Below are 24,835 nucleotides of genomic sequence, written 5' to 3'. Positions count from 1 at the left end.
GGTATCTCCAATCTTAGAGCAGCTTAAGAGCCCGCTGATACAGCGCCATCATGGCGGCGTCGTTGGTGTTACTGGCCTGGTGGACGTACATCACGACCCCTCGTTTCGGTGTAATAACGAGATACTGCCCGCCATAGCCGACAAACAGAAAATTGTCTTCGTTGCACCAGCTCCAAGTCTGATAGCCGTAGCAGCGAGTCGGAATATGGGTGCGCTGCATCTGCTTGGCAGCGGTCATTAGGTAGCGCGCAAAGCAGTCGTCTGGATTGCGCATCGACTCAATGACGAAATGGCCGATCCGCAGCCAGTCTTCAGGTGTGGCGCTGAAGCCGTTATAGGTCGAGGTCTGGCCCGAGTTGTTCTGTATCCAAGCGCCACCTTGTTGGGGGCCGGCCGGCTGCCAAATCATCTCATTGAAAAAGTCAGGGAACTTGCGGCCGGTTGCCGCCTCGACCAGAAAGCCCAGTACCAGCGTATCGTAGTTGTTGTAATTGTATTTCTCGCCGGGCTTGAATTGCCGCGCATCATGCCGGCGCATCATTTCGATGAAATCTCTGGTCATGCGGCCGTTGTATATCCCGCGATGCTCAACCGCGACCGGTTCAGTCTGCCAACCTGTGTGCGCGGGGCCATCCTCGGCAGAGCCGCTTTGCATGAGCAGGATCTGCTCGATGGTGGCATTGCCCCAGGATGTGCCGGCCAGGGCGGGCAGGATCGCGTCTGTTCGGAGTTGCAGTGAGAATATCGCGCCGCTGCACAGGGCTTTCCCCACCGCCAGGGCTGTCAGGCTTTTCGATATGGAAAGGCCAAGCGGTGTCGATTTCTTGAGCCAGTTTTCTGCATAGCCCTCATAAATGACGTTGCGGTCCTTTGAGATCATTACTATGCGAGTGTAGCGAGGGCGCAGCAGGGCATCGAAGCCGGCGGCAATTGCTGGATCACGATGCGTTAATTTCTGATCCGCTGGAGCGGCAGAAAGGTGTGAAGGGGCCGTCGCCGCCGGCAGCCGCGCCACCGGTGCTTCGCGGCGAAAACCTCCCGACACACTGGCCCACCAGTCTTGTGCTTGAGCGACACTGGCCGGAACTGCCACACAGATAGCACATACGATCGTAACCATCCTGGCGAACTTCAGCGTTAGTCTCGCTGTTGCACATCGCGTAGTGATCGCCGAAGCCTGCCTTTTCATGAAGATTCCCCCTCGTTTAAGCTGGATCCTGCATCGGCGATCTAATGAGGCAAACTGAGCAAGCGCAGGCTAGAACCGCGCCTCAACAACCCATCGCCCCTTGGCCTTGTCGGCCCAAGAGATGCCATAGAGCACGGGCTGCCTCCCGCCATTGGTGATGACTTCCGCTTCGCACAGGTAGATTTGCACGTCGCCAGCCGGCCCCTTCACTACGGCGTCCTGGCTATTCCAGAGCCAGGGCTTGCTTGTCGGGCCTGCCGTGACGATCTCTTGGATTTCGAGCTGCATACGCCGGCCCTTCGGCGAATTCTTCACCGCGTCTTTCAGGCTGCTTTGAGCAGTTCGGCTTTCGCAGGTCGGAAGCGAGGAGGTCAGGCTGAATTCACCTCCAGCACCCTGCCGCATCAAGTTCCAGCCGAGAACAATGACCAGGATGATGCAGAAGGTCACCTTATCTCGGGTACGGTGCAGAACCACGGCACCTTTCTTCCGCTTATAGACCGGCCCCATCCAGAGCAGGATCAACCCCGGTATCAGGAGTGCCAGGGAGCCCAGGACGTTTACGAAGGAGAGGGCGACGCCAAGCGCGTTGATGATCCCCACCAGCCAGAGCTTGCGGTAGATCGGAATGCTGCCCCATTCGGGCAAAGCGGGAGCGGTGACGGAATCGGGATTCGTCATGGGATGCCTCTTTCGGCGGTAGGTGGCTGTGGTTACGGAAGATGTGGTCCGGCGCGGTTATGTGCCGATGGTTGTGTCTCCGGCGGGCCTCGATTCGGAGGGAAATACCGGGTTTTGGCGGTTCCTCTCCAAGTAGTCGCAATTATCCTCGTAGTATGTGTCCGGTCAAGCTTCATTTCCGTAGTTTCCTTCGGTGGTTAATGCAGCGGCCCGAAACGACATTCGGGCATGGACAAACGTAAAAAACCGACCCCGGCCGAGGCCCGCCAAAAGGCGTTGGGCCGCCGGATCAAGGCACTCCGTAAGGAGCGAAAGCTCAGTCAGGAAGACCTGGCCGAGATGATCGGGAAGAGCGTCGATACCGTATCGAACATCGAACGCGGGTTTTCCTCGACACGTCTATCGACGGTGTTCGAGATTGCCGAGGCACTGAAGGTCGGCTTTATCGACCTTTTCGATTGGGCGGATGTGCCGAAGCAAACAGCCCAACAGAAGGCCCGGGCCGAACTGGTCGAGAAATTCCGCATCCTGTTGGAAGGAAACGCCGCAGTCACAGTGGCGGATATTGCCGAGTTGACGCGGGCGATTTCTGAAGCGGCAACCAGGCGCTAACGCCGGCTCAGTATTCCTGCGCCAACATGAGGGTCAGCACGCGGGTCGTGACAGCCGGGTCGGTCGGATCTGGCGAGCCAAACTCCAACGACTTATCGTAGGCATCAATTTTCCAGAAAAACTTTTGGCCGCTGTATTCGATGCTCCCGAAGTCATGTTCGCCATAGGGATCATTGTCCTCGGTGAACGCGTCGAACCGGATCACCAGGCGACATAGTTCGGCCACATGAATGGGGTCGAGCGCCTGGACGCCGGCAGTCATCATAAATCGCCCCCCGATGCCGCCGCTTGTGCGGAAGCCGTCATTGAGTTTGGCAATGCACTGGGACTGTTCAGCCGAATCTTCGCGATCGGTCGGTGTGTTCGACATGGGCAAGAGTCTCCTGTGGCGCGGCCGGGTGGTTGGTCCAGGCGGCACTGATGGATTGGCGTTGAAGGTGGGTTAAGCGCGACTACGGACGAAATGGACGGCGGCGGAGCAGCCGCAGTCGGGAGACGGGGTGGCCTTCCGTCTCCAGCACCAGGTAGAGGAAAGTTGGCCGGTGACGCTGGGCGCGAGGATTGGAGACCCGAACATTGATAATCCGGTAAGCGGTATTGCGGTCGTCCGGCGCCAACACCAGGATTTCGGCGCGGAGCGGTACGCCCTCCAGGAGTTCAGCGAGGTCATCCACGGTCATGATGGCCTCGCTCTTGATCCTGCGCCGGTTGGTCGGAGCCCTGGCCGTGACGATATTGCCGGAGCGCCGAATCCAGCTCTCGGACCGCTGCGGCCAGGTCACCGCGGCTCCAGCGGTCGAGCACCACCTGCGCGGCTTCGGCGAGGGTGACCATGCCTTTACGAGATGAATTCATGACGCACCGTCCTTTGCACTGCCAGCAGGTGGTGTCAGCAGGCTTGGCGGGGGCGTTGAAAGAGGTGGTGGGCCGGTGGGCGCCTCAGACGCGTGATCTGGAAATGGCCTCCGAGGCGGGAAGCGGTTGAAAAGCTGATCCAGGGCGAGATGGATGCTCTCGGCACCGAGGTCAAAAATCGGACCTAATGCCGAGATCACCAGGCCCGTGACCAGCAGCTTCAAATGCCGCGCACGCTCCAGGCGATTGTCCAGTTCGTCGGCTTCTTCAGCGGTGCCATCGAAGGCCAGAATGAACAGCTCGGTCTCCGGACCCTGGAAAAGCGCCAGGTAGCGCCGCTGGACCGGAGCCGGTGGTTCAAGTCCTGCGAAAGCAGTGAATTCTTCGAGTGTTCCAACGAAGGCGAGTGAGAGCCGGTATGCCGGAGCCGAGGTATCTCTGCGCCAAGCCTTGATGACCAACTCACCCTCTGCCGCTGTAACTTCATACCGGAAATCGAGCTGGCCCTGGTCCCACCAATGACTGCAAAGCGCGAAATGGGCTCCGTCACTGAGGCTGTCTTCAGCCCTCTGTGGTTTGGCGGCTGCCAGAAAGGCCGCCGCCCAATCACCTGCCTCAAACTGCGGCAGCGACCAGGCATAGAGGCAGGCCCGGCGACAGAGCGATGCGACACTTACCGAATCACCCTGCGGTTCGATCCGGATATGGAAAGACTGCCCCTTGTCTTTGATACTCAAGACTGCCCGGATGACTAGGCCCGGCGTTGTTTCAATATTGGGTTCGATGCTCATGGCGGCCTCACTCAAACCGGAGCGTGGCTTCGTCGGCATCGTGCATCACGGGCTGCGGATGCCCCGCCGAAGCCCAGTCCTGCCAGAACCGGACAAATGGGCGGTGATCCACGGTGATGCGGGCTGGAGTTCCGTCATCGTCATATTGGCCCAGCAGCGATACGACGCTGCCGTGGTCGACGATGCGGCGGATATGAACAGGACGCTCGATCATGTGATCTCCTTCTCGGTTGCGATGGGCAATAGGGGAGCGCAGGCGCCAGCCGAGGCGGGCGCGGAGACTTCCGGGTTTTTGGGTGGACTAGAGAGGGTTACTCAGCGCCGTAGAGGCGCAGCAGGGCGGTTTGATTTCCGACCTGAATTGTTTTGGCGGCGAGCGGCTGTAACCGATACGGACCTCGTTTCGGTCCCTCTGCCAAAGCCTCACGGGGTACATTCATAGCTGCCAGGGGCGATTGGTTGGCTTGGGGCAGCTTCTCTTCAAAATGCGCCGCCCCGACAGCCAGACCGCCTTGAAGCGCAGCAGACGCCACCGCCAGGCCATGCCGTTGCCAATAGCCATCCCGCCCCGGCAGCTTGAAAGCATGGATGGCGGCGAGAGCGAGGGTAGGACGGTGCTCATCGAGCAGGGCCTGCCAATCCTGGAGCGCCTGTTCGCGGAGTGGCTTGAAGCCAGCTTCCTCGACCCTTGGGCATTTGCCATTCGGGAGCCATAAATCCCGGATCGGCGATCCGCGCTTTTTCAGCATGACGGGGTCGTCGCAAATTCCGAACATATCGAAACAGGAATTGAGCACTGCCTTGTGGCCGCTCGGCAGGGTCACGAAGCGATGGGGCGAGGAATAGTCCGATTGGGCGGGGACATAGACCCGCTTGCAGTGGATGGTGTCGGGATTGGACGGAATGACCTTCCGGGCGAGACCGGCGATCCCATCCGAGCCAACACCTATGCAAAGCTGGTCGCCGAACTCCCAGCGTCGGGGCGAGGCTGAGTCGGCTCCGAAGACCAAAAGGCTACCTGGTGAGGTATCGGCCAGGCTCGCCGCCGCCCGCCTCACGGCAGGCATGAAGGACTCCTTGGCGAGCAGCCTGATCCGGGTGGGGTGTTTCTTGTCCCCGATATATGTGGAGAGCCGGAAATAGGCACCGGGCAACAGCATGGCATCCAGGTTCTGCCATGCGGTGTCCTCCGCGATGGCAGTTGCGGCTGCGATCAGCAGTTCGCTCCTGGGTTTGTTGACGAATACTCTATGGGCGCGCTTACCCAGCACGCATAGGGCCGCGATCCGCGGCGACCGAATTGGTCCACGCATGACATCACTCCAGATTTTCGATTGAGGGAGCTGATTGGAACTGCGGCTTCACACCGGATCAGCTCGTTCCGGCTTGCCGTTACTAACCCTGGCCAGAATCTTCCGGCCAGTTACGCATATGACTGATTAGACCAAGGCCACCAGGCGGCGTTTGGCGTGGTTATCGCCGTCGATATACCGCTGGGTCTGCTCGATTGAGCGATGCCCAGCCAACTGCTGCACATCCCGCAGGCTGCCTCGAACCCTGTGAACCAGCCGGGCGGCCCGGGTGATGAAAGTCCGCCGCCCCGAATGGGACGAGCAACCAGCGAAGCCGAGTTCGCCGTAGAATGCTTTGAACCAGTTCACCACGCTGCTGGCCCGCAGTGGCCCGCCGCGCTCGGATTCGATGACATACCCGCTCGGGCCACGGTGCCGTCGCAGCCGCATCAGAACCTGCCGCAGATCGGGGTGCATCGGGATCGTGCGACCGCTGCCCATCTTGGCGATCCCGTCTCGCAGCTCGATGCGGTCGCCAAGATGCCCGTCCGAGGTCTCGACCATTGGCCATGTCAGGCCGGCGATCTCGCCGGCGCGTAGCCCGGCTTTGACCGACAGCAGCAGCATGGCTTGATCGCGCCGGCCATGCCGGCTGCGGCCTGCTTCGGCCACGGCCAGGCGCAACTGGCCGCTTGTTAAGATTTTGGCTTGTTTGCCTGCCATTTTAGCCTCATTTTCGCTTAAAATACCCGCATAAGTAGTATATCAAATCAGGCTAATTTGTCAACAGAATCAGACAGATAGAGAGAAATGGTTAATTATCGACTTGGCGATTAAGCAGGATGCGGCACTGGCACATGGAACATTATCACTCGGCTTTTCTAATTAGGTGGGCGGCGTCGGCTACAACAGCCCTTCCATTCGAATGAAATAACCATTGAGCTGCGGCTCGATTTCTTCCGCGAGAGAGAAACCCAAATATTGCATCGCCCCACCGCCCGGCTGTCCATTAAATACGCTTGCATAGACTTTGAAGGAATTCGCAGTTGCGATACCAACCTGAATAGTGCCGCCCACGGTACCCACTTCAGTGCCGACGATGCGATTTTGTAGAATGATCTTCGGTTCTATACCTCTAAAACGAGGATTCTGTTTCGCTGCGAGTTCGATAATTCTGGGCCTCAAAGCTTCCGCGTCATCTCCCATCAACAGGAAGTCGCCATTCTCAATATCAATCTCACGACATTGCTGCTCAAAGCCATTTTCAGTTTTGTGAGGGAGAAGTTGAAATATCTTATACGTTTGGCTTCTGGTGCAATGCCCGAACACGCTTGCCATCACCGGTCTATATGCCGAAACGCCCGCATCTTTCGTATACCTTTCAATTAAATGTCGTCCCAAGTTTGCGATGCTCTCCACTGTTGGAGGGGTGCCGTCGATGCTCATGAGATTTCTGAGAAGAGTGTTCATTGTCGAGTATGCAAGCAGGGCTACTCCTCCTGAATTTGCCGTTAGACGCGCTGTTCATAGATTGGGATTTCGATTCCGGCTTCATAAGGCAGAAACGCAGGGTTGTCCCGATCTGGTATTGCCTTGTTTGCCCCTGGGATTTCCGATGTTCGCGACCAGTGCGCCAAAAGATGCCAGAATCCTCACGGTTCTTAAGCAAGGATACTATCTGAGGCCCCTTAAATTATGAACGAACTAACGGTTCCTCCGTCGGAAATTGCGGCAGAGAGTGACGCCGATTTGGGTGCACGCGCCGCGCGGATGATCTGGGACGATCAGCCGGGTATTGATGATCTGATCGATACGCGCACGCCCGAATTTGCGGATGCCGTGATCGCGGGATTGGCGAATGCTTTGGCATCTTCGCCTGGTGCCTTGAAGAAGATGATGCGCGGCGCGGCTGCCGCCGCCGAGGATTTGAACGTTGAGCCATTTCAGGGGCTGACGGAAGTGATCCAAAACGCGGATGATTTACATGCCTCGGAAGTGCGCTTCGCTTTGCGTGACACGGAGGCCAGCCGCGAGCTATTGATCGTGCATAATGGTCAGCCGGTAGCCTGCCAGCACGTGCTAGGCATGGCACTACCATTCGTGACGACCAAGACTAACAGAACCGATCAGCGCGGGCGGTTTGGCATTGGCCTGAAGACACTCAGGCGAATCTCAGATGATCTCGCGGTCCATTCGGCACCGTATCATTTTTCCGGGGATCAACTTTCGATCCAAGTTGTGCCAGCGGAAGGGCCACTGCCAGGCTTCTATGATCCCGCGACCGATACCATGATCGTAATTCGCCTGAGATCGGACTTCAGCGAGGAGGGGCTGAAAGCCTGGTTCGCGGAGTGGAAGGAAGACGGCCTAATCTTTCTGAGCTGGGTCTCGAGTTTCCGCTGGTGTGATATCGCCGGCGCAACCCTTGATGGCCGCATCCTGAGCTTCGGCGCGTGGGAAAACATTGCCCTAGTTAGCGGTCGCACCTCCATCACCGCGCTATCGAGACGCGAGGTACGCAGAAGGGGGGCATCATGGACCGTGTGGCGCGCGACCTTGCCGGTGCCGGGTCATGTGCATCCAGCTCACAAGGCTCGCGCCGAGGTGACGAATATTTCCATCGCCGTTCCAAGCGAGGCGGGTGCGGGGAGTCTTTATATCGGCTTTAAAACGCGTGTTCCGGTGGATCTGTCATTTTCGCTCGACGCGCAATTCGACCCCAGCACCACGCGCGAAGCCTTGATCGAAAGCACTTGGAACAATTGGCTAATCGAGCGATGTGGCGATGTGCTTGGCGAGATCGCGCATGGCCTGATGCTGGAGGCGCCCAAGGAGGCCTGGCGGTTTGTGCCGCTGGCTGTTGAGTACATCGGAAACGAAGGTGACCGTTGGCTGCGCAATGGCTTCACGAAATCGTTCGACACGGCGCGCGCTTGGCTTGGCGGCCATGCGGACGTCCTTATTGGAGGCGCGCACGTTGCCCTGTCGAACATCGCCTATGAACATGCCGGTCTAAGCGATCTTCTGATGGACGCCGATATCGAGGCATTAGCTGAAGGATCGCGGGCTCTGCCGCGCGACATTCGCGATGCGGGTGGCAGGTGGCGCGCCGTGCTTGATCAAATCGGAGCCTGCACTATTATTGGCACGACGGAACTGCTTGAGGGCTTCAAGAAATCAGTATTCCAACCGAAGAGACCAAGTTGGTGGGTGAAGGCTGCGCGCGTGTTGGTGGAGACCCACGTCAATGAGGAGCTATTCGATACTCCATTCTGGCTGACGGACAAAGGCAGTGCCGTGGCCTGCAAGCGCCTAGGCACTACGGACAAACCGCTCGTTCTATGCGAAGAGCTTTCAATGTTTTCATTGCGGTGGAACCTGCTCGATCGCTTGCATGCGGCATACGGTATCGAAAAGGATGGTGATGTTGCGATTCGTTGGCTGAATAAGCACGCAGCGTTCCGAACAAGTGTCGATGCATCGACCGAACTCGAGGCCTTTGCCGAGCGATTCGGGGCTACGCCGCTAGAGATAGAGGATGCTGACTTGCGCGAGCTTCGCAATCGCTTCGATGAGCTGAGCGATCGCCGTGCGGAAGAGATCGGCCATGCCGTAGGCGCGGCGCTGATGGTGGATGGCTTCGTTTATAGGCGTGGTAAGATGCACAGGCAGAAGGTGTGTCCGACGGAAGCCTATCTATGCAAGACGTTGGATAGTGATTTCCCAAACTGGCCCACGGCGGCTGGTACCGTACCGGGCATTCATTGGATCGCTGCCGGATACGATGAGAAACTGAAGACAGGTGCAACTCGCGCGCAGCGTAAACGCGCTGATGGAACCATCTCGCGGGGCGCGCGTAAGTTTTTCGCTTTACTCGGCGTGGAAAATGCACCGCGATTGAAGAAAACCGGCTTAGTCCGTTGGGGTGGCGGGACGCGGAGCCAGGAACTCCGTGCGGCCCAGGCCGAGCAAGTGCCGACCGATTGGATTAGTCCGGATCTCGAACGCGTTCTAACCGCATTCCAAAAGCTCTCTAAGAAGGACCTGCGCGAGAGAAGCCCCGCTTTATTTAAGGCCGTGGCCCGCGCTTGGGAGCGGTCTTACGCTGACCGCAAGATGGTCGCCTCGCAGCACGAGGCGCGCGTCTACGTTTATCCGAGGGCGCCTGTCACCGCACAATGGCTGATCCACTTGCGTGAAATGCCGTGGGTGGCGGTCGGCAAGGGTGAGTTGGTGAAGCCGAACGAAGCCGTGGTGAAGACACAAGAGACGCAAACGCTATATGCTAGCACTGCGTTCGCGGTTGGCATTGATGTGAGGGATTTTAGCGCGGACTTCGCGGCGACACTGGGGTTGGTAACGTCGGTGCGCGTCAGCGATCTAGTAAGGCTGCTGCGTGGTATGTGCGATGGGGATGACGTCGTCGACGACGCGCAGGTCATGGCGATCTACCGCAACCTCGCGAGATACGTGCCCAGCACGGTCGCGTGGAATACGCGAATCGGCGACATGATGATTCAGGATCTGCGCAAGGCTTTCACGGAGAATCAGGGCCTTATTCACATCGGTGGCGATGTTTGGCGCAGGCCAAATGAATTGATGCGCGGCAAGGATATCTTTCATAACCGCTCGCGCTTTGTGCCGGGCGGACCAGCCTTGGCTAGCCTCTGGTCTGCTTTGGATGTGCGTGAGCCTACGCTTGATGACTGCCTTATGTTTCTAAAGTCGCTCGCGGGGCAAGCGCATGATGTTGGGCTCACATCGCGCCTGATAGACGTATATCGCTATATGGAGCCCCTGCTGGCTAATGCGGAGCGGCGGCACCGTGAGCGGATGAAAGTCCTGCCGCTGTACTGCGACGATTGTTGGGAGGCTGAGCGGCCCATTTTCCTGGTTGAAGAATCCGAACTTAGATCGCAATTGGCGAAGGCTTTGCCCGCCAAGAAATTCTGGATGCCGCCTTGTGACCTTCGTGAGTTAACGTCGTTGGTGGTTTTCACAGGGGTGACGCGCAGCGAGCCTACCTTGGTCGTCGCGGACGATCGCGAGACAGCCTTGGATCGTGGGGACGGCATGCGAGTGCATTTCCGGCAGGCGGTCGATCATCTCTCCGATGAACTAGCACGCAACAATCCAGAAGTACGCAAGCGCATGGCGATCAGTTGGGATGCGCTGCGAGAGATTCCGTTATTCGTATACTCCGGTCCGATTGCTATTCGGGCAATGGACGAGGAATTGTCAGCGGGGAAAATTCCAATCCAGCTTCAAGCATTGATCGTGCCTGATCCACTCGAATTGCATGTCTGGGAGGAGGCCCTGCCCAAGCGTGAATACGGCGGTCACGCGATCGCGTCGTTGTTCCCGCATGCATTGCGCCGCGGCATTGAGGCCGAGTGGGTGGTGGCTTGGCAGGAAGCGCGCGAGACCACGGCCGCAGCCATTCGTCTGGCATCGGACGAGGAGCACGTGGAGGCAATGGAAGGCCGAGCTGCAAAGATCAACGCCGCCCCGAAGAAGAAAATCTCAGTGAGCACCCCCGGTGGGAAAGGCCCCACCGTGAAGCCCCGAACCCTTAAGAATAGCGTTGGCCCTATTCTGGGCGCCACGGTGGTGCCGGGGCGCGATCCGAAGCTGACACCACCGCCAGCAAAGCCGAAGCTGCACGACACGCCGCCTCCGCCAAAACCACCCCATCCCGGATCGCGCACGGCGCCAACGACCTACACTGATCGCGATCTAGAACAACGTGGCTGGGAGCTGCTGACGCAGGCGCTGGAAACCTCGGCGGAGGAACTACTAATTGACTTCCGCAACCGGCATGGAGTCGGCGCCGATGGCGCGATAGACTGGAAGACCTTCGTCGAAATGAAAGCGACTGGCCGTGCGCCGCAGAGTTCGATCGAGATGTCGAACGCCGAATATGAGCGCGCTAAGGAACGCGGCAACGATTTCATCCTGGCTTTGGTCAGCGGTCTCGAGGATGGCTATCAGGACGAGGTGCGGTTGATATTCGATCCGGCCAATCGCGCGACCGTCCGCCCATTGAATGGCGTGAAGTTAGTCGCATTGACTGAAGCGCCTCAGATCCTGATTCCGTTTGGGAACCCGGAGGAATGACCCGACTAGCGGTACGCTAATATTTTTGAAATTTTGAGAAATTAGGAACGGGCTAGGGGGGCTAATTCCCGTCGCAAGCTTGTAAAGCCAACCCGCTAGAGATCAACATGTTGTGGGTAGAATTGTGGGTATTGCAGGGCTTTTAATATAAAATCTATATATTTCAATACGTTATTGAAGTTTTTGGCGGAGAGGGTGGGATTCGAACCCACGGTACGCTTGCACGCACAACGGTTTTCGAGACCGCCCCGATCGACCACTCTGGCACCTCTCCGCGAGGAACCGGCGAAAGGTGCAAACCGTCGCCGGGGGTCGAAAACGGCGCGGACCTTAACCGAACCGCTCCCCGCCCGCAAGGCTCCCACCCGCCCGGCAGGGCGCGGCAAAGCGGAAGCCGGTTCAAGCACTTAATTCCGTCCCTTCAGGTCGTCGCGAACGGTCTTGTCATCGCGACGGGCTTGTCCGACACTGTCGCCAAGGTGCCGCCCGGCCCCGCCGCAGGCGGGCTCGACGGCGCCGGAACCGGGAGGCCGCATGAGCACCGGGACAAAGGGCCTGTCTGCGCTTCCAGGCGCCACGACTCGCGACATCGACGGCAGCGGCCGCGCGGTCGCCGCAGGCCGCTCTTTACCGGCAGTGCTATGCCGCGCGGCCATCCCCGCACCATCGATTTTCTGCAGCATCGCCGGACCAGACCCCAGCGTTCGTGCACCGGCCGCACGGCTGCAGCATCTGCAGGAGGCTGTGTCACCGGATCGAGCGTGAACAAGTCCGGCGCTCCGGCGACCGGGCATAAAAGAGGAGGAACCACCATGACCGTTGCGGCAATTCTCAGGGACAAGACGCCTGGCGTGATCAGCGTCAGGCCAGACGAGGGCATCGAGGTGGTGTGCCAGAAACTGGCCGACAAAGGTATCGGTGCAGTGATGGTGCTGCGGCCCGATGGCGGCATTGCCGGCATCCTGTCGGAACGCGATATCGTGCGCGGCCTGGCGATGATCGGCACCGATCTGCTGCAGCAGAGCGCCGATACCATCATGACCCGCAGCGTGATGGTCTGTTCCAGCAAGGACACCATCGAAGACGTGATGCACCTGATGACCAAGCGCCGGATTCGCCACCTGCCCGTTGTGGATAACGGCAAGCTGACCGGCATGATTTCCATCGGTGACGTGGTCAAGCGCCGGATCGCCGACACCCAGATGGAAGCCGAAGCGCTGCGGCAGTACATCGCCACCGGCTGAGTTCTGCCCTATATAGGGATGCATGAAGAGCCAGCAGCCCGACTATCTCGTCCACCCCGACCCGCTCGATCCGACGCTGACCGAGACCGTCCAGGGCATCGACCAGGATGGCCGTCCGGTCGAGACCAAGGTGCCGGTGGAGCGTCCGCTCACCCTGTTTCTCAATGGACAGGAGATCGTCACCATGATGACGATCGGCGACTATCCGGATTTCTTGGCGCTCGGCTACCTGATCAACCAGCGCATGCTGCTGCCCGAGGACGAGGTCACCGCCATCGATTTCGATGCCGAGATCGAGACCATCGTGGTGCGCACCGCGCGCCAGACCGATTATGAGGAGCGGCTGAAGAAAAAGACCCAGACCTCGGGCTGCGCCCAGGGCACGGTGTTCGGCAACATGATGGATGCGGTGGAAAGCGTGTCGCTCGATCCCGATGCCAGGCTGAACACTTCGTGGATCTACAGCCTGTCGAAGCAGATCAACCTGACGCCGTCGCTGTATCTCGAAGCCGGCGCCATCCATGGCTGCGTGCTGTGCGAGAATGACCGCCCGCTGATCTACATGGAGGATGTTGGCCGCCATAATGCGATCGACAAGATTGCCGGTTATATGCGCGTGCATGGCCTGACTGCCAAAGGCAAGAGCATGTATACCACCGGGCGGCTGACCTCGGAGATGGTGATCAAGACGGCGCAGATGGGGATTCCGATCCTGATCAGCCGTTCTGGCTTCACCGCCTGGGGCGTGCAACTCGCCCGCCAGATCGGCATGACCCTGATCGGCCGCGCCAAAGGCAGGCGTTTCGTGGCGCTGGCCGGCACCGAACGGCTGCATTTCGATGCCGATCCGGCCGCGGTGGCCGACGAAGACGCCCGCAGCCAGCGCAAGGGCGGCCGCGACGACGAGGCGGCATAGCATGTCTGGCAACGTTCTCGGCGTGGTGCTGGCTGGCGGGCTGGCCCGTCGCATGGGCGGCGGCGACAAGGGGCTGCAGCTGCTCGGCGGCAAGCCGATCCTGAACCGCATCATCGAGCGCCTGGCGCCGCAGGTGGATGGCATCATCCTCAATGCCAATGGCGACCCGGCGCGTTTCGCCCCCTGGGGTCTGCCGGTGGCCGGCGATGCGGTCGAAGGTTTCGTCGGTCCGCTGGCCGGCGTGCTGGCGGGACTGGCCTGGGCTCGGGCGAACCGGCCCGATATCACCGACATCGTCACCGTGCCGGGCGATGGACCGTTCCTGCCGCGCAACCTGGTCGCCCGCATGGTCGAGGCGCGGGCGCAGGCCGGCGCCGATCTCGCCTGCGCGGTTTCAGCCGGCCAGGCCTATCCGGTCGTCGGCCTGTGGCCGGTGCGGCTGCATGATGATCTGCGCCATGCCGTGGTGGTGGAGGATATCCGCAAGGTGGACCGCTGGACGGCGCGGTATAGGCTGGTGCAGGTGGACTTTCCGGCCGCGCCGGTCGATCCGTTTTTCAACGCCAATGCCCCGGAAGACCTCGCCGAGGCCGAACGGCTGCTGAATTTGCTGGGAGATGCGGCATGACGCCGGATGAATGGCCCGACCTGCCGCCGGGTTACATATTGAAGCTCTGTGTTGCCGATGCCTTCGACACGGCCTGTCAGGCGGCGCGGGATGGCGCCGAGGATGGCTTCATGCTGATGGTCGACCGTCAGGATCGCTGCGAGGCGGCGCTGGTGCTGCGCCCGCTCGATCCGATCCAGCCGGCGCTGACGCTCGCCTATGTCGGCCTGCTCGGCCTGCATGACGGCCTGGCCGCCGTGGCGCCGGCGGAGACGCCGGCCGGCATCGGCTGGCCGGATCGCCTGCTGGTGAATGCCGCCTGCGTCGGCGGCATCCGGCTGGAGCACGGTCCGCTGGTCGAGAAAGAGGGCATGATTGATGTGCCCGACTGGCTGGTGCTGGGCATCACCGTGCAGATGGCGGCAGACCGCGACGACGATATGCCGGGCACCGAACTGGACTATACCGACCTGCATGAGGAAGGTTGCGGCGAGGTGAGCGTGCCGCAGCTGGTGGAGGCTTTTGCCCGCCATCTGCTGCATTGGCTCGACCGCTGGCAGGAAGAAGGCTTCGAACCGGTGCGTCGCGCGGTGCTGCACGATCTGGACGACAAGACTCTGAAGATCGAAGCCAATGGCGATGCCTGGCTGGAGGCCGGCGCGGGCAAGACGGTTTATGCCCTGCGCGACCGTCTGCGTCAGCCGAGCTGGCAGTTGCCCGAGATCGTGAAGGCCGTGTCATGAAACTGCTGCGCACCATCCGGTTCGATGAGTCCGACACGCGTGTTTTCCCCGAAGCCGCCGATCCCGGCGAATGGGCGGTGCCGGGCACCTTCGCCTTTGCCGATGCCGATCCGGAGACGCTCAGCCGGCAGGAACGCCAGGCTTTCGCCAACGGTTTTCTCGGCCTCGAGAGTTTCGGCTGGTCCACTCTGGTGACGGTGGCGACCATCGAACGCGACGAGTATGACGCGGTGATCGAGGTGCTGGCGCGGCATCTGCAGCAGGATTACGGTGCGCCGGACTTTGCCACGGCGAAGGCTGCGGCCAGGGAAGAGATCGATTATACAGCCTCGCTCTGCGAGCACCCGATCAACACGCTGCTGTCGTTGAGCCGCTTCATCGAGGGCGATGCGATCCGCGAGCAGTTCCGCATCGTGCCGCCGCCGGGCGACAAGCCGCATACCAGGATCTGGGAGATCACCCCCGATGTCTGAACCCTTCTGGATCAGCAGCGGCTACGACCTGCTCGATCGCGGTGCCGATGGGCGTCTGGGCGTCAGCGGCGATTTCATCCGTGCCTATCTCAGCCGGCCGGAAATGGCGCCGCCCGACGAGGCCTGCGATGCCGAGCGTGCCCTGCATGCCGCTTTGCTGGCCGAACCGCTGCGCAGTGTGACCGCCGCCGATCTCGGCGCGCTGGCCGATGCCGATGCGCAGGAGAATTACACCATCTTCCTGCGCTTCCGCGACCACCTGATCCGCGCCGGCAGTCTGGAGGCGGCTTATGTCGGCCTGTTTCGGCCCAAGGCGCCGGCCGTGCCGGCCATGTTCATGGATCATCTGGCCGCCGCCATCCTGCGCGACCTGCTGGACGGCAGCCGCGATGCCTTCCGCGTTCGCGCCGCCGAACTGTTCTTCCGCGTGCAGAAGGCCACGATCCAGGACAGCCGCATCCTGCTGGCCGACGACGAAACCGTCGAGATGCTATCGGCCGGCGGCGGTTTCGGGTCGCTCGGTGCGCTGGTGGCCGAGGCCGGCACGGTGCTGCGCAGCGTCGATATGGATATCCTGACCAAGGAAAACGCCGCCGGATACTGGTCGCGCAGCGATCGGCACGATTTCGTGCTCGACTTCGGTTTCACCCGCACCGGGCAGGATGCCTTTGCCCGCGTGGTCGAGGCCTGGGTCGAACGGCTGACCGGCGCTGCCGTGCAGGTGCAGCCGGTGCAGACCATCCGCGACGAACGCTGGGTCTGGCATGTCGGCATGGACACGACCTCCAGCGCCATCATGAATGCGCTGTATGAAGGCAAGCCGGTGGATGAGGATCACATGCGCCAGATTCTGGCGCTGTTCCGGCTGGAATTCCGCGATCCGTCGCTGATGCTGCCACGCATTGCCGGCCGCCCGGTCTATCTCGGCATGGCGATGGACCACCATGGCAAGGTTCGGCTGAAGCCGCAGAATCTGGTGGTCAACCTGCCGCTGAATGCGGGAAGCTAGGACATGACCGATATCCTGCCGCCTGAAACCGAAATCCGCCGCGTCGGTGTGATCCTGGAGCGTCGCAAGCTCGACAATCCCTGGAAGGATTACAGCTGGCGCCCGGTGCAGGTGCTGCCCGGCGTACCGGACTCGGCGCCCTGGACCAGGCTGGCCGAGGGCGAAGGCTGGGTGCAGTTCTATGCCGGCGATGCCGAACTGGCGCTGTATCGCCATGAAAGCGAGACCTACGTCTACAATATCGAAAGCGCGCAGCCCGCTGTCTGGGTCTTCCTGCGCAACAGCGATGTGGAACCTGGCATTGCCCTGTACGGCGCTTCGGTCGACCCGGGTGAAGCGCATGCCCATAACGATACCGGCGACGACATTGTCGATTTCGTGCCGATGCCGACGGCGATCCTGGAATGGATGCAGGATTACGTGCGCCGCCACCCGCCCACGAAAGAGCATTACAAGCGCAAGCGTGACCGCGCCGACCCCGAAGCGCTGGCGCGGCGCACGCGGCTTTACGAATCCGATCCGTTGCGACAGGTGCCGGAAGACGAATGAGCAGCGACGACCGCAGCAAGCCCGACCCGACCGACGCGGAAGCCGGCAGCTTCCTGTCGCGCTGGTCGCGCCGCAAGGCCGAGATCCGGCGCCAGGAACAGGCGCCGGAAACGGACGCTGTCCCTGCCGTGGAAACCGAGGCCGAACCCGAAATCGATCTGGCTTCGCTGCCGCCGATCGACAGCCTGACAGCCGAAAGCGATTTCAGCCTGTTCCTGCGCAAGGGCGTGCCCCCGGCCCTGAAGGCCGCGGCTTTGCGCAAACTTTGGCTGGTCGAGCCCAGCGTGGTGAATTACCAGCCACTGGTCGACTACAACTGGGATTTCACCGCGCCGGGCTATGGCGACCTGCTGCCGGGCGACGATGTGGTGAAGATGGCGCAGAAGGTCTTTTCGGGATTCAGCCAGGAGCCGAAGCCGGAAGACGAGCCGCCGGCGGTTCCGGAGGCAGCGGCCGAGCCGCAGCAGGCCTTGCCGGTTCCGGATGAGCGGCCCGTGGCGCAGGTCTCCCGGCCTGAGCCGGCAGTCGAAGCTGCGCCGGTTGAAGCTGAGCCGGCAGTGTCGCTGTCGCGCCGCCGGCATGGCGGGGCATTGCCCAGCTAGGACCTGCCGTCCTCCTTGTCGGCGCCGAGCCGACGCAGCAGATCCGGCCGTGCGCGCAGCCAGTCTTCCAGCGGCTCCAGCGCGCGGAACAGCAGCGGATTGAGCGCAATCGACAGCAGCGCGCCGGCCAGGATCAGGTCGCGGCCTTCCGCGGGCAGCAGCCCGAAGGACACGCCCAGTCCGGCCAGGATGAAGGAGAATTCGCCGATCTGCGCCAGGCTGGCCGAGACCGTCAGCGCCGTGGTCAGCGGGTGACGGAAGGCCAGCACGATCAGGAAGGCGGCAATCGATTTACCCAGGACGATGATCAGTACCACCGCCAGCAGGGCGAGCGGCGCCTCGAACACGATGGCAGGTTCGAACAGCATGCCGACCGAGACGAAGAACAATACGGCGAAGGCATCCTGAAACGGCAGCGAGCGCTGCGCGGCATCATGACTGAGGTCAGATTCGTTCATGATCACGCCGGCGAAGAAAGCGCCGAGCGCAAACGAGACGTCGAACAGCATGGCGGCGCCAAAGGCGATGCCGAGCGCGCAAGCCAGCACCGCCAGCGTGAACAGTTCGCGCGAACCGGTGTCGGCGACATGTTGCAGCAGCCAGGGAATCGCGCGTTTGCCGACCACCAGCGCCAGTGCGGCAAAGAGCGCCACTTTCACTGCCGTCATCAGGAGCGTCAGCGCCAGGCTGCTGTCGCTGCTGCTCGGGCGGTCGCCCAGCAGATCGGCGAAAACCGGCAGCAGCAGCAGCGCCACGATCATCAGGATATCCTCGACCAGCAGCCAGCCGACCGCGATGCGGCCCTGGTCAGTGTCGACCTCGCCGCGCGCCTCGAGCGCCCGCAACAGCACCACGGTGCTGGCGACCGACAGCGCCAGCCCGAAGACCAGGCCGCCGCCGAGGCCCCAGCCGAACAGCTGCGCGATGCCGAAGCCGAGCAGGGTGGCGACGGCAATCTGCGCCAGCGCACCGGGAATGGCGATCCAGCGCACGCGTATCAGGTCGGCAGGCGAGAAATGCAGGCCGACGCCGAACATCAGCAGGATCACGCCGATCTCGGCCAGCTGCTGCGCCAGCACGCTGTCGGCGACGAAGCCCGGTGTGTGCGGACCCACGGCAATGCCGGCCAGCAGGTAGCCGACCAGCGGCGAGAGCCGAAACTGCTGCGCGATCATGCCGAAGGCAAACGCAATCACGAATGCGAGAGCCAGCATGGTGATCAGCGGGGCGTCATGCGGCATGCCGGTCAAATCCTTACGCTACAGAATGATGGGCGGTCGTCGAACTCTCAGGGAATACAGGTAGTTGCCCAGCGGTTAATACATCGCTGCTCCAGTTTAAAATCCTTATAAACTGCGAATAAGAATCGCTCTCAAAATTTCGCAGGTGCAGCAAAAACCCTGAAATATCAGCAGGTTATGCCGATTTTGATTGGCGCCCGACAAATCAGTTTGTAAGTTAACGCCGGCAGGAAGGGATTCGTGACCAGCGCACTCTCGAACGCGATTGAAATTGTAGGGGGCCAGACGCAACTGGCCCGGCTGCTCGGCGTGAAGCAGGCCAATGTCTGGCACTGGCTGAACAAGGCCGAGCGGGTGCCGGGCGAGTATGTCCTGGCCATCGAGACCGCCACCGGCGGCCAGGTGACGCGCCACGCTCTGCGCCCCGACCTCTATCCCGACGCCCAGGCGCCCGATGCGTTGCCGGCGATTGCCGAGGAAGACCTCTGGCGCGCCCAGATTTACGCATTGCTCGGCCGCGGCCTGGCGCGCCGTCCCGATACTGCGCTGCTGACCGCGCTGGCCCAGCTCAGGGGCGACAGCAGCCCAATGGGTCAGGCGCTCGCCAGTCTGGCCGAAGCGGCCCGCACCACCTCGCTGGAACGCGCCCAGGACGAATACGACACGCTGTTCATCGGGCTGCCGCGCGGCGAACTGGTGCCCTATGCCTCTTTCTACCGCACCGGCTTTCTGTACGAACGCCCGCTCGCCAAGCTGCGCGGCGACATGGAGAAGCTGGGTTATGCCCGGGCCGATCATGTCGCCGAACCCGAGGACCATATGGGCGCGCTGTGCGAATTGATGGCCCTGCTGATCCGCGGCGGCGAAGGCCGCGGTCCGGCCGAGCTGGCGACGCAGGAACGCCTGTTCCGCCAGCATTTGGCGCCCTGGGGCGAGCGGTTCTTCACCGATCTCGAACTGGCGCCCAGCGCGAAACTCTATCGACCGCTCGGCACAGCCGGCCGGTTGTTCGTCACCATCGAAAATCAGGCCTTTGCCATGGCCGCCTGAGCGGCCGGCACACACGCGTACGGAGGGACCCGCCATGAGCAAAGACAAATCCGCTGAGAAGAAAGATGCCCTCGATCGTCGCAGTTTCCTGCGCACCGCAGGCGTGGGCGCTGCCGCGGCTGCCGTGGCCGGCGTTGTCGTTGCGCCGACCAGCGCCGAGGCTGCCGAGAATGCCGAGACCCGCAAGAAGCAGCGCTACAAGGAAACCGAGCACGTGAAGCGCTATTACGACAGCAACCGGCTCTGAGCCGGCACGTTCAGGCCCGCGACCAGCCCATTCCCAAGTCCCGTCTTAGGGAGACGCCCCGATGTTGATCAAGAAAAGCTCTACCACTGGCGCCGCGCCTCAGAAGGCCGGCGGCAAACTGTCCGGCATCCTGGCCGGCGCCGCCCTGCAGACAATGGATCGCCGTGGCTTTCTGAAGGCTTCGGGTCTTGCTGCTGGTGGTCTGGCTGCCATTTCGGCGCTGACGCCGGCAATGGTCAAGACTGCCAAAGCAGCGCCCTCATCGAGCGCCAATCTCGTCAAGAAGAAGAATATCTGCACCCATTGCTCGGTCGGCTGCACCGTGACCGCCGAAGTCGAGAACGGTGTCTGGGTCGGGCAGGAACCGACCTGGGACAGCCCGATCAATCTCGGCACCCATTGCGCCAAGGGCGCCTCGATCCGCGAACTCACCCATGGCGACCGTCGCCTTAAATATCCGATGAAGCTGGTCGACGGGAAATGGACCCGCATCAGCTGGGATACCGCGATCAACGAGATCGGCGACAAGCTGCTGGAAATCCGCCAGAAGTCCGGTCCGGAATCGGCCTACTGGCTCGGCTCGGCCAAATTCTCCAACGAAGGCGGCTACCTGTTCCGCAAATTCGCCGCCTTCTGGGGCACCAACAATATCGACCACCAGGCGCGTATCTGCCATTCGACCACTGTCGCCGGCGTAGCCAATACCTGGGGCTACGGCGCGATGACCAATTCGTATAACGACATTCACAATTCGAAATGCATCGTGATCATGGGCGGCAACCCCGCCGAGGCGCATCCGGTGTCGCTGCAGCATGTGCTGCGCGGCAAGGAAAAGAATCGCGCGCCGATGGTGGTGATCGATCCGCGCTTCACGCGCACGGCCGCGCACGCCACCGAATACATGCGCATCCGTCCCGGAACCGATATCCCGGTGATCTGGGGCCTGCTCTGGCACATCTTCCAGAACGGCTGGGAGGACAAGGAATACATCCGCCAGCGCGTCTACGGCATGGATGATATCCGCGCCGAAGTCGCCAAGTGGACTCCGGAGGAGACCGAGAAGGTCACCGGCGTTCCCGGCGAGCAGATGAAGCGCGTCGCCGAGCTGATGGCAAAGAACAAGCCCGGCACCCTGATCTGGTGCATGGGCGTGACGCAGCATACCGTCGGCACCGCCAACGTGCGTGCGCTGTCGATCCTGCAGCTCGCGCTCGGCAACATCGGCGTGGAAGGCGGCGGTGCCAACATCTTCCGCGGCCATTGCAATGTTCAGGGTTGTACGGATCTTGGCCTGGACGTCACCAGTCTGCCGGCCTATTACGGCCTGGTCGAAGGCGCCTGGAAGCATTGGTCGCGCGTCTGGGATGTCGACTACAATTGGGTGCTCAGCCGCTTCCAGGACAAGAAGTTCATGGAGACCAAGGGCATCCCGTCGACCCGCTGGTTCGATGCTGTCATGATCGACAAGAAGGACTTGGAGCAGCCCGACAACGTGAAGGCGATGTTCTTCTGGGGCCATGGCGGTAACACCGTGCCGCGCATGCCCGAGATGCGCACCGGCATGGAAAAGGTCGAGCTGATGGTCGTGGTCGACCCGCATCCGACCACAGCCGCGGCCCTGCCGGACCGCAAGAACGGCACCTACCTGCTGCCGGCCTGCACCCAGCTTGAGACGCGCGGCTCACGCACCGCCTCGAATCGCTCGCTGCAGTGGGGCGAACAGATCGTCAAGCCGGTCTTCGAATCGAAGCCCGATCACTGGATTCTGTACAAGCTGGCCAAGAAGCTCGGTTTCGAGCAGGAGCTGTTCAAGAACATCAAGATCGACGAGGGCGACGAACCGAACGTCGAAGACATCCTGCGCGAGATCAACAAGGGCACCATCTCGATCGGCTATTCCGGCCAGTCGCCGGAGCGCCTGAAGGAGCATATGGCGAACCAGGGCGACTTCGACATCGTGTCGCTGCGCGCCACCAAGGGCCCGCTCAAGGGCGAATTCTATGGTCTGCCGTGGCCCTGTTGGGGCACGCCGGAGATGAAACATCCGGGCACCCATGTGCTTTACAATACCAACCTGCCGGTGAAAGACGGCGGCGGCGCCTTCCGCGCCCGTTTCGGTGTCGAGCGCAATGGCGTGTCGCTGCTGGCCGATGGGTCCTACCCGCTGGGTTCGGAAATCCAGGACGGCCACCCCGAGTTCACCTATGGCCTGCTCAAGAAGATGGGCTGGGACAAGGAGCTGACCGACGCGGAACGCGCCACGATCGAGAAGATCGGCGGCAACAATCCGGATGCGGTCGGCTGGGCGATCGACCTGAGCTGCGGCATCATTCGCGTCACCATGGCGCATGGCGTGCAGGCGATGGGTAATGCCAAGGCGCGCGCCAATGCCTTCGGTCTGCCCGATCCGATCCCGGTGCATCGCGAGCCGATCTATACCTCGCGGCGCGACCTTGTCGCCAAGTATCCGGCGATGGCCGACCGCCGCGATTATCGTCTGCCGCATCTGGGCAAGAGCATCCAGGACAAGGATGTCAGCAAGGATTTCCCGATCATCCTCACCTCCGGTCGTCTCGTGGAATACGAGGGCGGTGGCGAAGAAACCCGGTCGAACAAGTGGCTGGCCGAGTTGCAGCAGAACATGTTCGTCGAGATCAACCCGGAAGACGCGGCCCGCCTTGGCATCAAGGAAGGCCAGAATGTCTGGGTCTACGGTCCGGAAAACAACGCCAAGGCCAGGGTCAAAGCCATGGTGACGCCGCGCGTCGGCAAAGGCGTTGCCTTCATGCCGTTCCACTTCTCCGGCTTCTGGCAGGGTGTGGACCAGCGCAAGAACTATCCGCCGGGCGCCGATCCAATCGTGCTCGGTGAATCGGTCAACGGCGTGACCACCTACGGCTACGACCCGGTCACCCATATGCATGAGAACAAGGCCACGCTCTGCCGCATCGAAGCGGCCTGAGCGAAGGTTAGGGGAGATACACCATGGCCCGCATGAAATTCCTCTGCGACTCCGAGCGCTGCATCGAATGCAACGCCTGCGTCACCGCCTGCAAGAACGAAAATGAAGTGCCGTGGGGCATCAATCGCCGCCGCGTCGTCACGCTGAATGACGGCGCCAAGGGCGAACGCTCCATCTCGATGGCCTGCATGCATTGCGAAGATGCACCCTGCATGGCCGTCTGCCCGGTCGACTGCTTCTACAAGACCGATGAAGGCGTGGTCCTGCATTCCAAGGACCTGTGCATCGGCTGCGGCTACTGCTTCTACGCCTGCCCGTTCGGCGCGCCGCAGTATCCGCAGGTCGGCAACTTCGGCAGCCGCGGCAAGATGGACAAGTGCACTTTCTGCGCCGGCGGTCCGGAAGCCGACAACACCAAGGAAGAATATGCCAAATACGGCGCCAACCGTCTGGCCGAAGGCAAGCTGCCGCTCTGCGCCGAGATGTGCTCGACCAAGGCACTGCTCGCCGGCGACGGCGATGTGATCGCCCAGATTTACAAGGAGCGCGTCAGCCGTCGTGGCTATGGCTCCGGTGCCTGGGGCTGGGCGACGGCCTACAAGTCCGGCACCGCGGCCTGATCGCAGTTCAAGGGAGACACAAGATGCGCCTTTTCAACATCAAGCGCACGATCTGGGCTGCGCTCGCCTTTGGTATCATGCTCAGCCTCGGTTCCGTTGCGCCGGCTTCGGCCCAGCAGCAGGCCCCGGCCGACGAGGCTGCGCTGTTGCTGCAGCTCAAGGGCGGGCCCGTCACCGGTCGTGTTTCGATTCCCGATGCCAAGTCAGGCGTGCTGATCCAGCCGCAGGGTCGCGACTGGCGCCAGACGCTGGAAGGTCCGGTCAAATCGGCCGGCGGCTGGCTGCTGGTGCTCACCGTGGTGGCGCTTGCCGCTTTCCTGGCGATCCGCGGCCGTATCAAGATCGAGCATGGCATGTCGGGCCGCACCATCGAACGCTTCAAGGGCATCGAACGCTTTGCTCACTGGCTGACAGCGATCTGCTTCGTCATCCTGGGGCTGAGCGGCCTCAACATCTCGTTCGGCCGCAGTCTGCTGCTGCCTGTGATGGGTCCGGAGGCTTTCACTGGGCTCACCGCCTTCGGCAAGCTGGCGCATAACTTCCTCAGCTTCCCCTTCGTGCTGGGCGTGCTGCTGATGGCGGTGCTGTGGATTCGCCACAACATCTTCAATGCCATCGACATGGAGTGGTTTCGCCAGGGTGGCGGGCTGCTGCAGAAAGGTGTGCATCCGCCGGCCGGCAAGTTCAACGGTGGCCAGAAGATCATCTTCTGGCTGGTTGTGCTGGGTGCCGCCGCCTTGGCAGTCAGCGGCTATATGCTGATGTTTCCTTTCTACGTCACCGATATCGCCGGCATGCAGCTGGCGCAGCTGGTCCACGCCATTGCCGGCATCCTGATGGTGGCGGTGATCCTCGCCCATATCTATATCGGCAGCATCGGCATGGAGGGCGCTTTCGATGCGATGGGCAGCGGCCAGGTCGACGTGAACTGGGCGCGCGAGCATCACAGTCTGTGGGTCAAGGACGTTACCGCGCGTGGCGCGGGCGACGACTAGACTGGCAGGCGAACCAAACGAAAAGGGCGGTGGATTTCCA

At 61.5% G+C, this 24,835-nt stretch carries 26 protein-coding genes, 1 tRNA gene and 2 pseudogenes; 17 read left to right on the top strand and 12 right to left on the bottom strand.

Going from position 1 to position 24,835, the window contains the following annotated elements; genetic code table 11:
- Positions 1–13 precede the first annotated feature (13 nt).
- Together OJJ21_RS03130 and OJJ21_RS03125 are read right to left on the bottom strand one after the other, a co-directional pair.
- A complete protein-coding gene (locus OJJ21_RS03130) occupies positions 14–1,120 on the bottom strand; it encodes a serine hydrolase (protein WP_297683047.1) in 1,107 nt (368 codons plus the stop codon).
- 138 nt (positions 1,121–1,258) lie between these two features.
- Complete coding sequence (locus OJJ21_RS03125; RefSeq protein WP_297683045.1) at positions 1,259–1,870, bottom strand: hypothetical protein; 612 nt, start codon at positions 1,868–1,870, stop codon at positions 1,259–1,261.
- A gap of 228 nt (positions 1,871–2,098) precedes the next feature.
- Between OJJ21_RS03125 and OJJ21_RS03120 the strand changes: the two genes are divergently transcribed.
- Positions 2,099–2,482 carry a helix-turn-helix transcriptional regulator gene (locus OJJ21_RS03120; RefSeq protein ID WP_297683043.1) on the top strand — a complete coding sequence of 128 codons (384 nt, stop codon included), beginning with the start codon at positions 2,099–2,101 and terminating at the stop codon, positions 2,480–2,482.
- Positions 2,483–2,489: 7 nt separating this feature from the next.
- Here OJJ21_RS03120 and OJJ21_RS03115 read toward each other — a convergent pair whose 3' ends face one another.
- From OJJ21_RS03115 to OJJ21_RS03080, 8 genes are all read right to left on the bottom strand, one after another.
- On the bottom strand, positions 2,490–2,852 hold the full coding sequence (locus OJJ21_RS03115; RefSeq protein WP_297683041.1) for a DUF3768 domain-containing protein: 363 nt from the start codon (positions 2,850–2,852) through the stop codon (positions 2,490–2,492).
- Positions 2,853–2,934: 82 nt separating this feature from the next.
- Complete coding sequence (locus OJJ21_RS03110) at positions 2,935–3,162, bottom strand: hypothetical protein (protein ID WP_297683039.1); 228 nt, start codon at positions 3,160–3,162, stop codon at positions 2,935–2,937.
- Positions 3,149–3,337, bottom strand: coding sequence for a hypothetical protein (locus OJJ21_RS03105; protein WP_297683037.1), 189 nt, complete (start codon positions 3,335–3,337; stop codon positions 3,149–3,151). Before OJJ21_RS03105 ends, OJJ21_RS03110 begins: the two co-directional genes overlap by 14 nt.
- On the bottom strand, positions 3,334–4,128 hold the full coding sequence (locus tag OJJ21_RS03100) for a hypothetical protein (protein WP_297683035.1): 795 nt from the start codon (positions 4,126–4,128) through the stop codon (positions 3,334–3,336). The genes OJJ21_RS03105 and OJJ21_RS03100 overlap by 4 nt, the downstream gene beginning before the upstream one ends.
- 7 nt (positions 4,129–4,135) lie before the next feature.
- The gene (locus OJJ21_RS03095; protein ID WP_297683033.1) at positions 4,136–4,342 is read right to left on the bottom strand and encodes a hypothetical protein; all 207 of its coding nucleotides are present in this window, start codon (positions 4,340–4,342) and stop codon (positions 4,136–4,138) included.
- 97 nt (positions 4,343–4,439) lie between these two features.
- Entirely contained in the window at positions 4,440–5,399 is a 960-nt protein-coding gene (locus OJJ21_RS03090; RefSeq protein WP_297683031.1) for a hypothetical protein, read from the bottom strand.
- 168 nt (positions 5,400–5,567) lie between these two features.
- Positions 5,568–6,143, bottom strand: coding sequence for a site-specific integrase (locus tag OJJ21_RS03085; protein ID WP_297683029.1), 576 nt, complete (start codon positions 6,141–6,143; stop codon positions 5,568–5,570).
- A gap of 180 nt (positions 6,144–6,323) precedes the next feature.
- Positions 6,324–6,866 carry a hypothetical protein gene (locus OJJ21_RS03080; protein ID WP_297683027.1) on the bottom strand — a complete coding sequence of 181 codons (543 nt, stop codon included), beginning with the start codon at positions 6,864–6,866 and terminating at the stop codon, positions 6,324–6,326.
- On the opposite strand from OJJ21_RS03080, the gene OJJ21_RS03075 reads away from it, so the two are divergent.
- Positions 6,829–7,119 (top strand): hypothetical protein, encoded by a 291-nt coding sequence (locus OJJ21_RS03075; RefSeq protein WP_366092279.1) that lies wholly within the window; start codon positions 6,829–6,831, stop codon positions 7,117–7,119. The genes OJJ21_RS03080 and OJJ21_RS03075 overlap by 38 nt on opposite strands.
- Positions 7,116–11,537 (top strand): DUF3883 domain-containing protein, encoded by a 4,422-nt coding sequence (locus OJJ21_RS03070; RefSeq protein ID WP_297683025.1) that lies wholly within the window; start codon positions 7,116–7,118, stop codon positions 11,535–11,537. The genes OJJ21_RS03075 and OJJ21_RS03070 overlap by 4 nt, the downstream gene beginning before the upstream one ends.
- Before the next feature lie 184 nt (positions 11,538–11,721).
- On the opposite strand, the gene OJJ21_RS03065 is transcribed toward OJJ21_RS03070, so the two are convergent.
- Positions 11,722–11,811: transfer RNA gene (locus OJJ21_RS03065), tRNA-Ser, on the bottom strand.
- Between the two features lie 538 nt (positions 11,812–12,349).
- Between OJJ21_RS03065 and OJJ21_RS03060 the strand changes: the two genes are divergently transcribed.
- From OJJ21_RS03060 to OJJ21_RS03025, 8 genes are read left to right on the top strand one after another with little or no spacing between them, the layout of a single operon-like run.
- The gene (locus tag OJJ21_RS03060; RefSeq protein ID WP_297683023.1) at positions 12,350–12,781 is read left to right on the top strand and encodes a CBS domain-containing protein; all 432 of its coding nucleotides are present in this window, start codon (positions 12,350–12,352) and stop codon (positions 12,779–12,781) included.
- A gap of 22 nt (positions 12,782–12,803) precedes the next feature.
- Positions 12,804–13,697 (top strand): formate dehydrogenase accessory sulfurtransferase FdhD, encoded by an 894-nt coding sequence (locus OJJ21_RS03055; protein ID WP_297683021.1) that lies wholly within the window; start codon positions 12,804–12,806, stop codon positions 13,695–13,697.
- Position 13,698: 1 nt separating this feature from the next.
- A complete protein-coding gene (gene mobA / locus OJJ21_RS03050; RefSeq protein WP_297683019.1) occupies positions 13,699–14,325 on the top strand; it encodes a molybdenum cofactor guanylyltransferase MobA in 627 nt (208 codons plus the stop codon).
- On the top strand, positions 14,322–15,047 hold the full coding sequence (locus tag OJJ21_RS03045) for a biotin/lipoate--protein ligase family protein (RefSeq protein ID WP_297683016.1): 726 nt from the start codon (positions 14,322–14,324) through the stop codon (positions 15,045–15,047). The genes mobA and OJJ21_RS03045 overlap by 4 nt, the downstream gene beginning before the upstream one ends.
- Positions 15,044–15,520, top strand: coding sequence for a DUF6505 family protein (locus OJJ21_RS03040; protein WP_297683014.1), 477 nt, complete (start codon positions 15,044–15,046; stop codon positions 15,518–15,520). The genes OJJ21_RS03045 and OJJ21_RS03040 overlap by 4 nt, the downstream gene beginning before the upstream one ends.
- Entirely contained in the window at positions 15,513–16,529 is a 1,017-nt protein-coding gene (locus OJJ21_RS03035) for a DUF6352 family protein (protein ID WP_297683012.1), read from the top strand. The genes OJJ21_RS03040 and OJJ21_RS03035 overlap by 8 nt, the downstream gene beginning before the upstream one ends.
- 3 nt (positions 16,530–16,532) lie before the next feature.
- A complete protein-coding gene (locus tag OJJ21_RS03030) occupies positions 16,533–17,078 on the top strand; it encodes a DUF3305 domain-containing protein (protein ID WP_297683010.1) in 546 nt (181 codons plus the stop codon).
- Positions 17,075–17,680 carry a DUF3306 domain-containing protein gene (locus OJJ21_RS03025; RefSeq protein ID WP_297683008.1) on the top strand — a complete coding sequence of 202 codons (606 nt, stop codon included), beginning with the start codon at positions 17,075–17,077 and terminating at the stop codon, positions 17,678–17,680. Before OJJ21_RS03030 ends, OJJ21_RS03025 begins: the two co-directional genes overlap by 4 nt.
- Before the next feature lie 47 nt (positions 17,681–17,727).
- On the opposite strand, the pseudogene OJJ21_RS03020 reads toward OJJ21_RS03025, so the two are convergent.
- A pseudogene (locus OJJ21_RS03020) lies at positions 17,728–18,921 on the bottom strand (cation:proton antiporter); the annotation flags it as partial.
- Positions 18,922–19,161: 240 nt separating this feature from the next.
- Here OJJ21_RS03020 and OJJ21_RS24380 point away from each other — a divergent pair.
- The 6 genes and pseudogenes from OJJ21_RS24380 to OJJ21_RS02995 form a co-directional block, all read left to right on the top strand.
- Positions 19,162–19,359 (top strand): annotated as a pseudogene (locus OJJ21_RS24380) (helix-turn-helix domain-containing protein); the annotation flags it as partial.
- A gap of 150 nt (positions 19,360–19,509) precedes the next feature.
- The gene (locus OJJ21_RS24375; RefSeq protein WP_366092294.1) at positions 19,510–19,971 is read left to right on the top strand and encodes a molecular chaperone TorD family protein; all 462 of its coding nucleotides are present in this window, start codon (positions 19,510–19,512) and stop codon (positions 19,969–19,971) included.
- Between the two features lie 34 nt (positions 19,972–20,005).
- On the top strand, positions 20,006–20,218 hold the full coding sequence (locus OJJ21_RS03010; protein ID WP_297683004.1) for a twin-arginine translocation signal domain-containing protein: 213 nt from the start codon (positions 20,006–20,008) through the stop codon (positions 20,216–20,218).
- A gap of 61 nt (positions 20,219–20,279) precedes the next feature.
- The gene (locus OJJ21_RS03005) at positions 20,280–23,180 is read left to right on the top strand and encodes a formate dehydrogenase subunit alpha (protein ID WP_297683002.1); all 2,901 of its coding nucleotides are present in this window, start codon (positions 20,280–20,282) and stop codon (positions 23,178–23,180) included.
- A gap of 23 nt (positions 23,181–23,203) precedes the next feature.
- On the top strand, positions 23,204–23,800 hold the full coding sequence (gene fdh3B, locus OJJ21_RS03000; RefSeq protein WP_297683000.1) for a formate dehydrogenase FDH3 subunit beta: 597 nt from the start codon (positions 23,204–23,206) through the stop codon (positions 23,798–23,800).
- A gap of 23 nt (positions 23,801–23,823) precedes the next feature.
- On the top strand, positions 23,824–24,795 hold the full coding sequence (locus tag OJJ21_RS02995) for a formate dehydrogenase subunit gamma (protein WP_297682998.1): 972 nt from the start codon (positions 23,824–23,826) through the stop codon (positions 24,793–24,795).
- The last annotated feature ends 40 nt before the right edge of the window (positions 24,796–24,835 follow it).

The sequence above is a fragment of the Ferrovibrio sp. genome (genome assembly GCF_025869515.1).
Lineage (GTDB): Bacteria > Pseudomonadota > Alphaproteobacteria > Ferrovibrionales > Ferrovibrionaceae > Ferrovibrio.
The sequence above is the reverse complement of the archived record's forward strand: the minus strand, read 5'-3'. Positions and strand labels throughout refer to the sequence as shown.

Coding starts and splice junctions, on each gene's coding strand:
- OJJ21_RS03130 (WP_297683047.1), bottom strand. CDS start 1,120: ATGGTTACGATCGTATGTGCTATCTGTGTGGCAGTTCCGGCCAGTGTC.
- OJJ21_RS03125 (WP_297683045.1), bottom strand. CDS start 1,870: ATGACGAATCCCGATTCCGTCACCGCTCCCGCTTTGCCCGAATGGGGC.
- OJJ21_RS03120 (WP_297683043.1), top strand. CDS start 2,099: ATGGACAAACGTAAAAAACCGACCCCGGCCGAGGCCCGCCAAAAGGCG.
- OJJ21_RS03115 (WP_297683041.1), bottom strand. CDS start 2,852: ATGTCGAACACACCGACCGATCGCGAAGATTCGGCTGAACAGTCCCAG.
- OJJ21_RS03110 (WP_297683039.1), bottom strand. CDS start 3,162: ATGACCGTGGATGACCTCGCTGAACTCCTGGAGGGCGTACCGCTCCGC.
- OJJ21_RS03105 (WP_297683037.1), bottom strand. CDS start 3,337: ATGAATTCATCTCGTAAAGGCATGGTCACCCTCGCCGAAGCCGCGCAG.
- OJJ21_RS03100 (WP_297683035.1), bottom strand. CDS start 4,128: ATGAGCATCGAACCCAATATTGAAACAACGCCGGGCCTAGTCATCCGG.
- OJJ21_RS03095 (WP_297683033.1), bottom strand. CDS start 4,342: ATGATCGAGCGTCCTGTTCATATCCGCCGCATCGTCGACCACGGCAGC.
- OJJ21_RS03085 (WP_297683029.1), bottom strand. CDS start 6,143: ATGGCAGGCAAACAAGCCAAAATCTTAACAAGCGGCCAGTTGCGCCTG.
- OJJ21_RS03075 (WP_366092279.1), top strand. CDS start 6,829: ATGCTCTCCACTGTTGGAGGGGTGCCGTCGATGCTCATGAGATTTCTG.
- OJJ21_RS03080 (WP_297683027.1), bottom strand. CDS start 6,866: ATGAGCATCGACGGCACCCCTCCAACAGTGGAGAGCATCGCAAACTTG.
- OJJ21_RS03070 (WP_297683025.1), top strand. CDS start 7,116: ATGAACGAACTAACGGTTCCTCCGTCGGAAATTGCGGCAGAGAGTGAC.
- OJJ21_RS03060 (WP_297683023.1), top strand. CDS start 12,350: ATGACCGTTGCGGCAATTCTCAGGGACAAGACGCCTGGCGTGATCAGC.
- OJJ21_RS03055 (WP_297683021.1), top strand. CDS start 12,804: ATGAAGAGCCAGCAGCCCGACTATCTCGTCCACCCCGACCCGCTCGAT.
- mobA (WP_297683019.1), top strand. CDS start 13,699: ATGTCTGGCAACGTTCTCGGCGTGGTGCTGGCTGGCGGGCTGGCCCGT.
- OJJ21_RS03045 (WP_297683016.1), top strand. CDS start 14,322: ATGACGCCGGATGAATGGCCCGACCTGCCGCCGGGTTACATATTGAAG.
- OJJ21_RS03040 (WP_297683014.1), top strand. CDS start 15,044: ATGAAACTGCTGCGCACCATCCGGTTCGATGAGTCCGACACGCGTGTT.
- OJJ21_RS03035 (WP_297683012.1), top strand. CDS start 15,513: ATGTCTGAACCCTTCTGGATCAGCAGCGGCTACGACCTGCTCGATCGC.
- OJJ21_RS03030 (WP_297683010.1), top strand. CDS start 16,533: ATGACCGATATCCTGCCGCCTGAAACCGAAATCCGCCGCGTCGGTGTG.
- OJJ21_RS03025 (WP_297683008.1), top strand. CDS start 17,075: ATGAGCAGCGACGACCGCAGCAAGCCCGACCCGACCGACGCGGAAGCC.
- OJJ21_RS24375 (WP_366092294.1), top strand. CDS start 19,510: ATGGGTCAGGCGCTCGCCAGTCTGGCCGAAGCGGCCCGCACCACCTCG.
- OJJ21_RS03010 (WP_297683004.1), top strand. CDS start 20,006: ATGAGCAAAGACAAATCCGCTGAGAAGAAAGATGCCCTCGATCGTCGC.
- OJJ21_RS03005 (WP_297683002.1), top strand. CDS start 20,280: ATGTTGATCAAGAAAAGCTCTACCACTGGCGCCGCGCCTCAGAAGGCC.
- fdh3B (WP_297683000.1), top strand. CDS start 23,204: ATGGCCCGCATGAAATTCCTCTGCGACTCCGAGCGCTGCATCGAATGC.
- OJJ21_RS02995 (WP_297682998.1), top strand. CDS start 23,824: ATGCGCCTTTTCAACATCAAGCGCACGATCTGGGCTGCGCTCGCCTTT.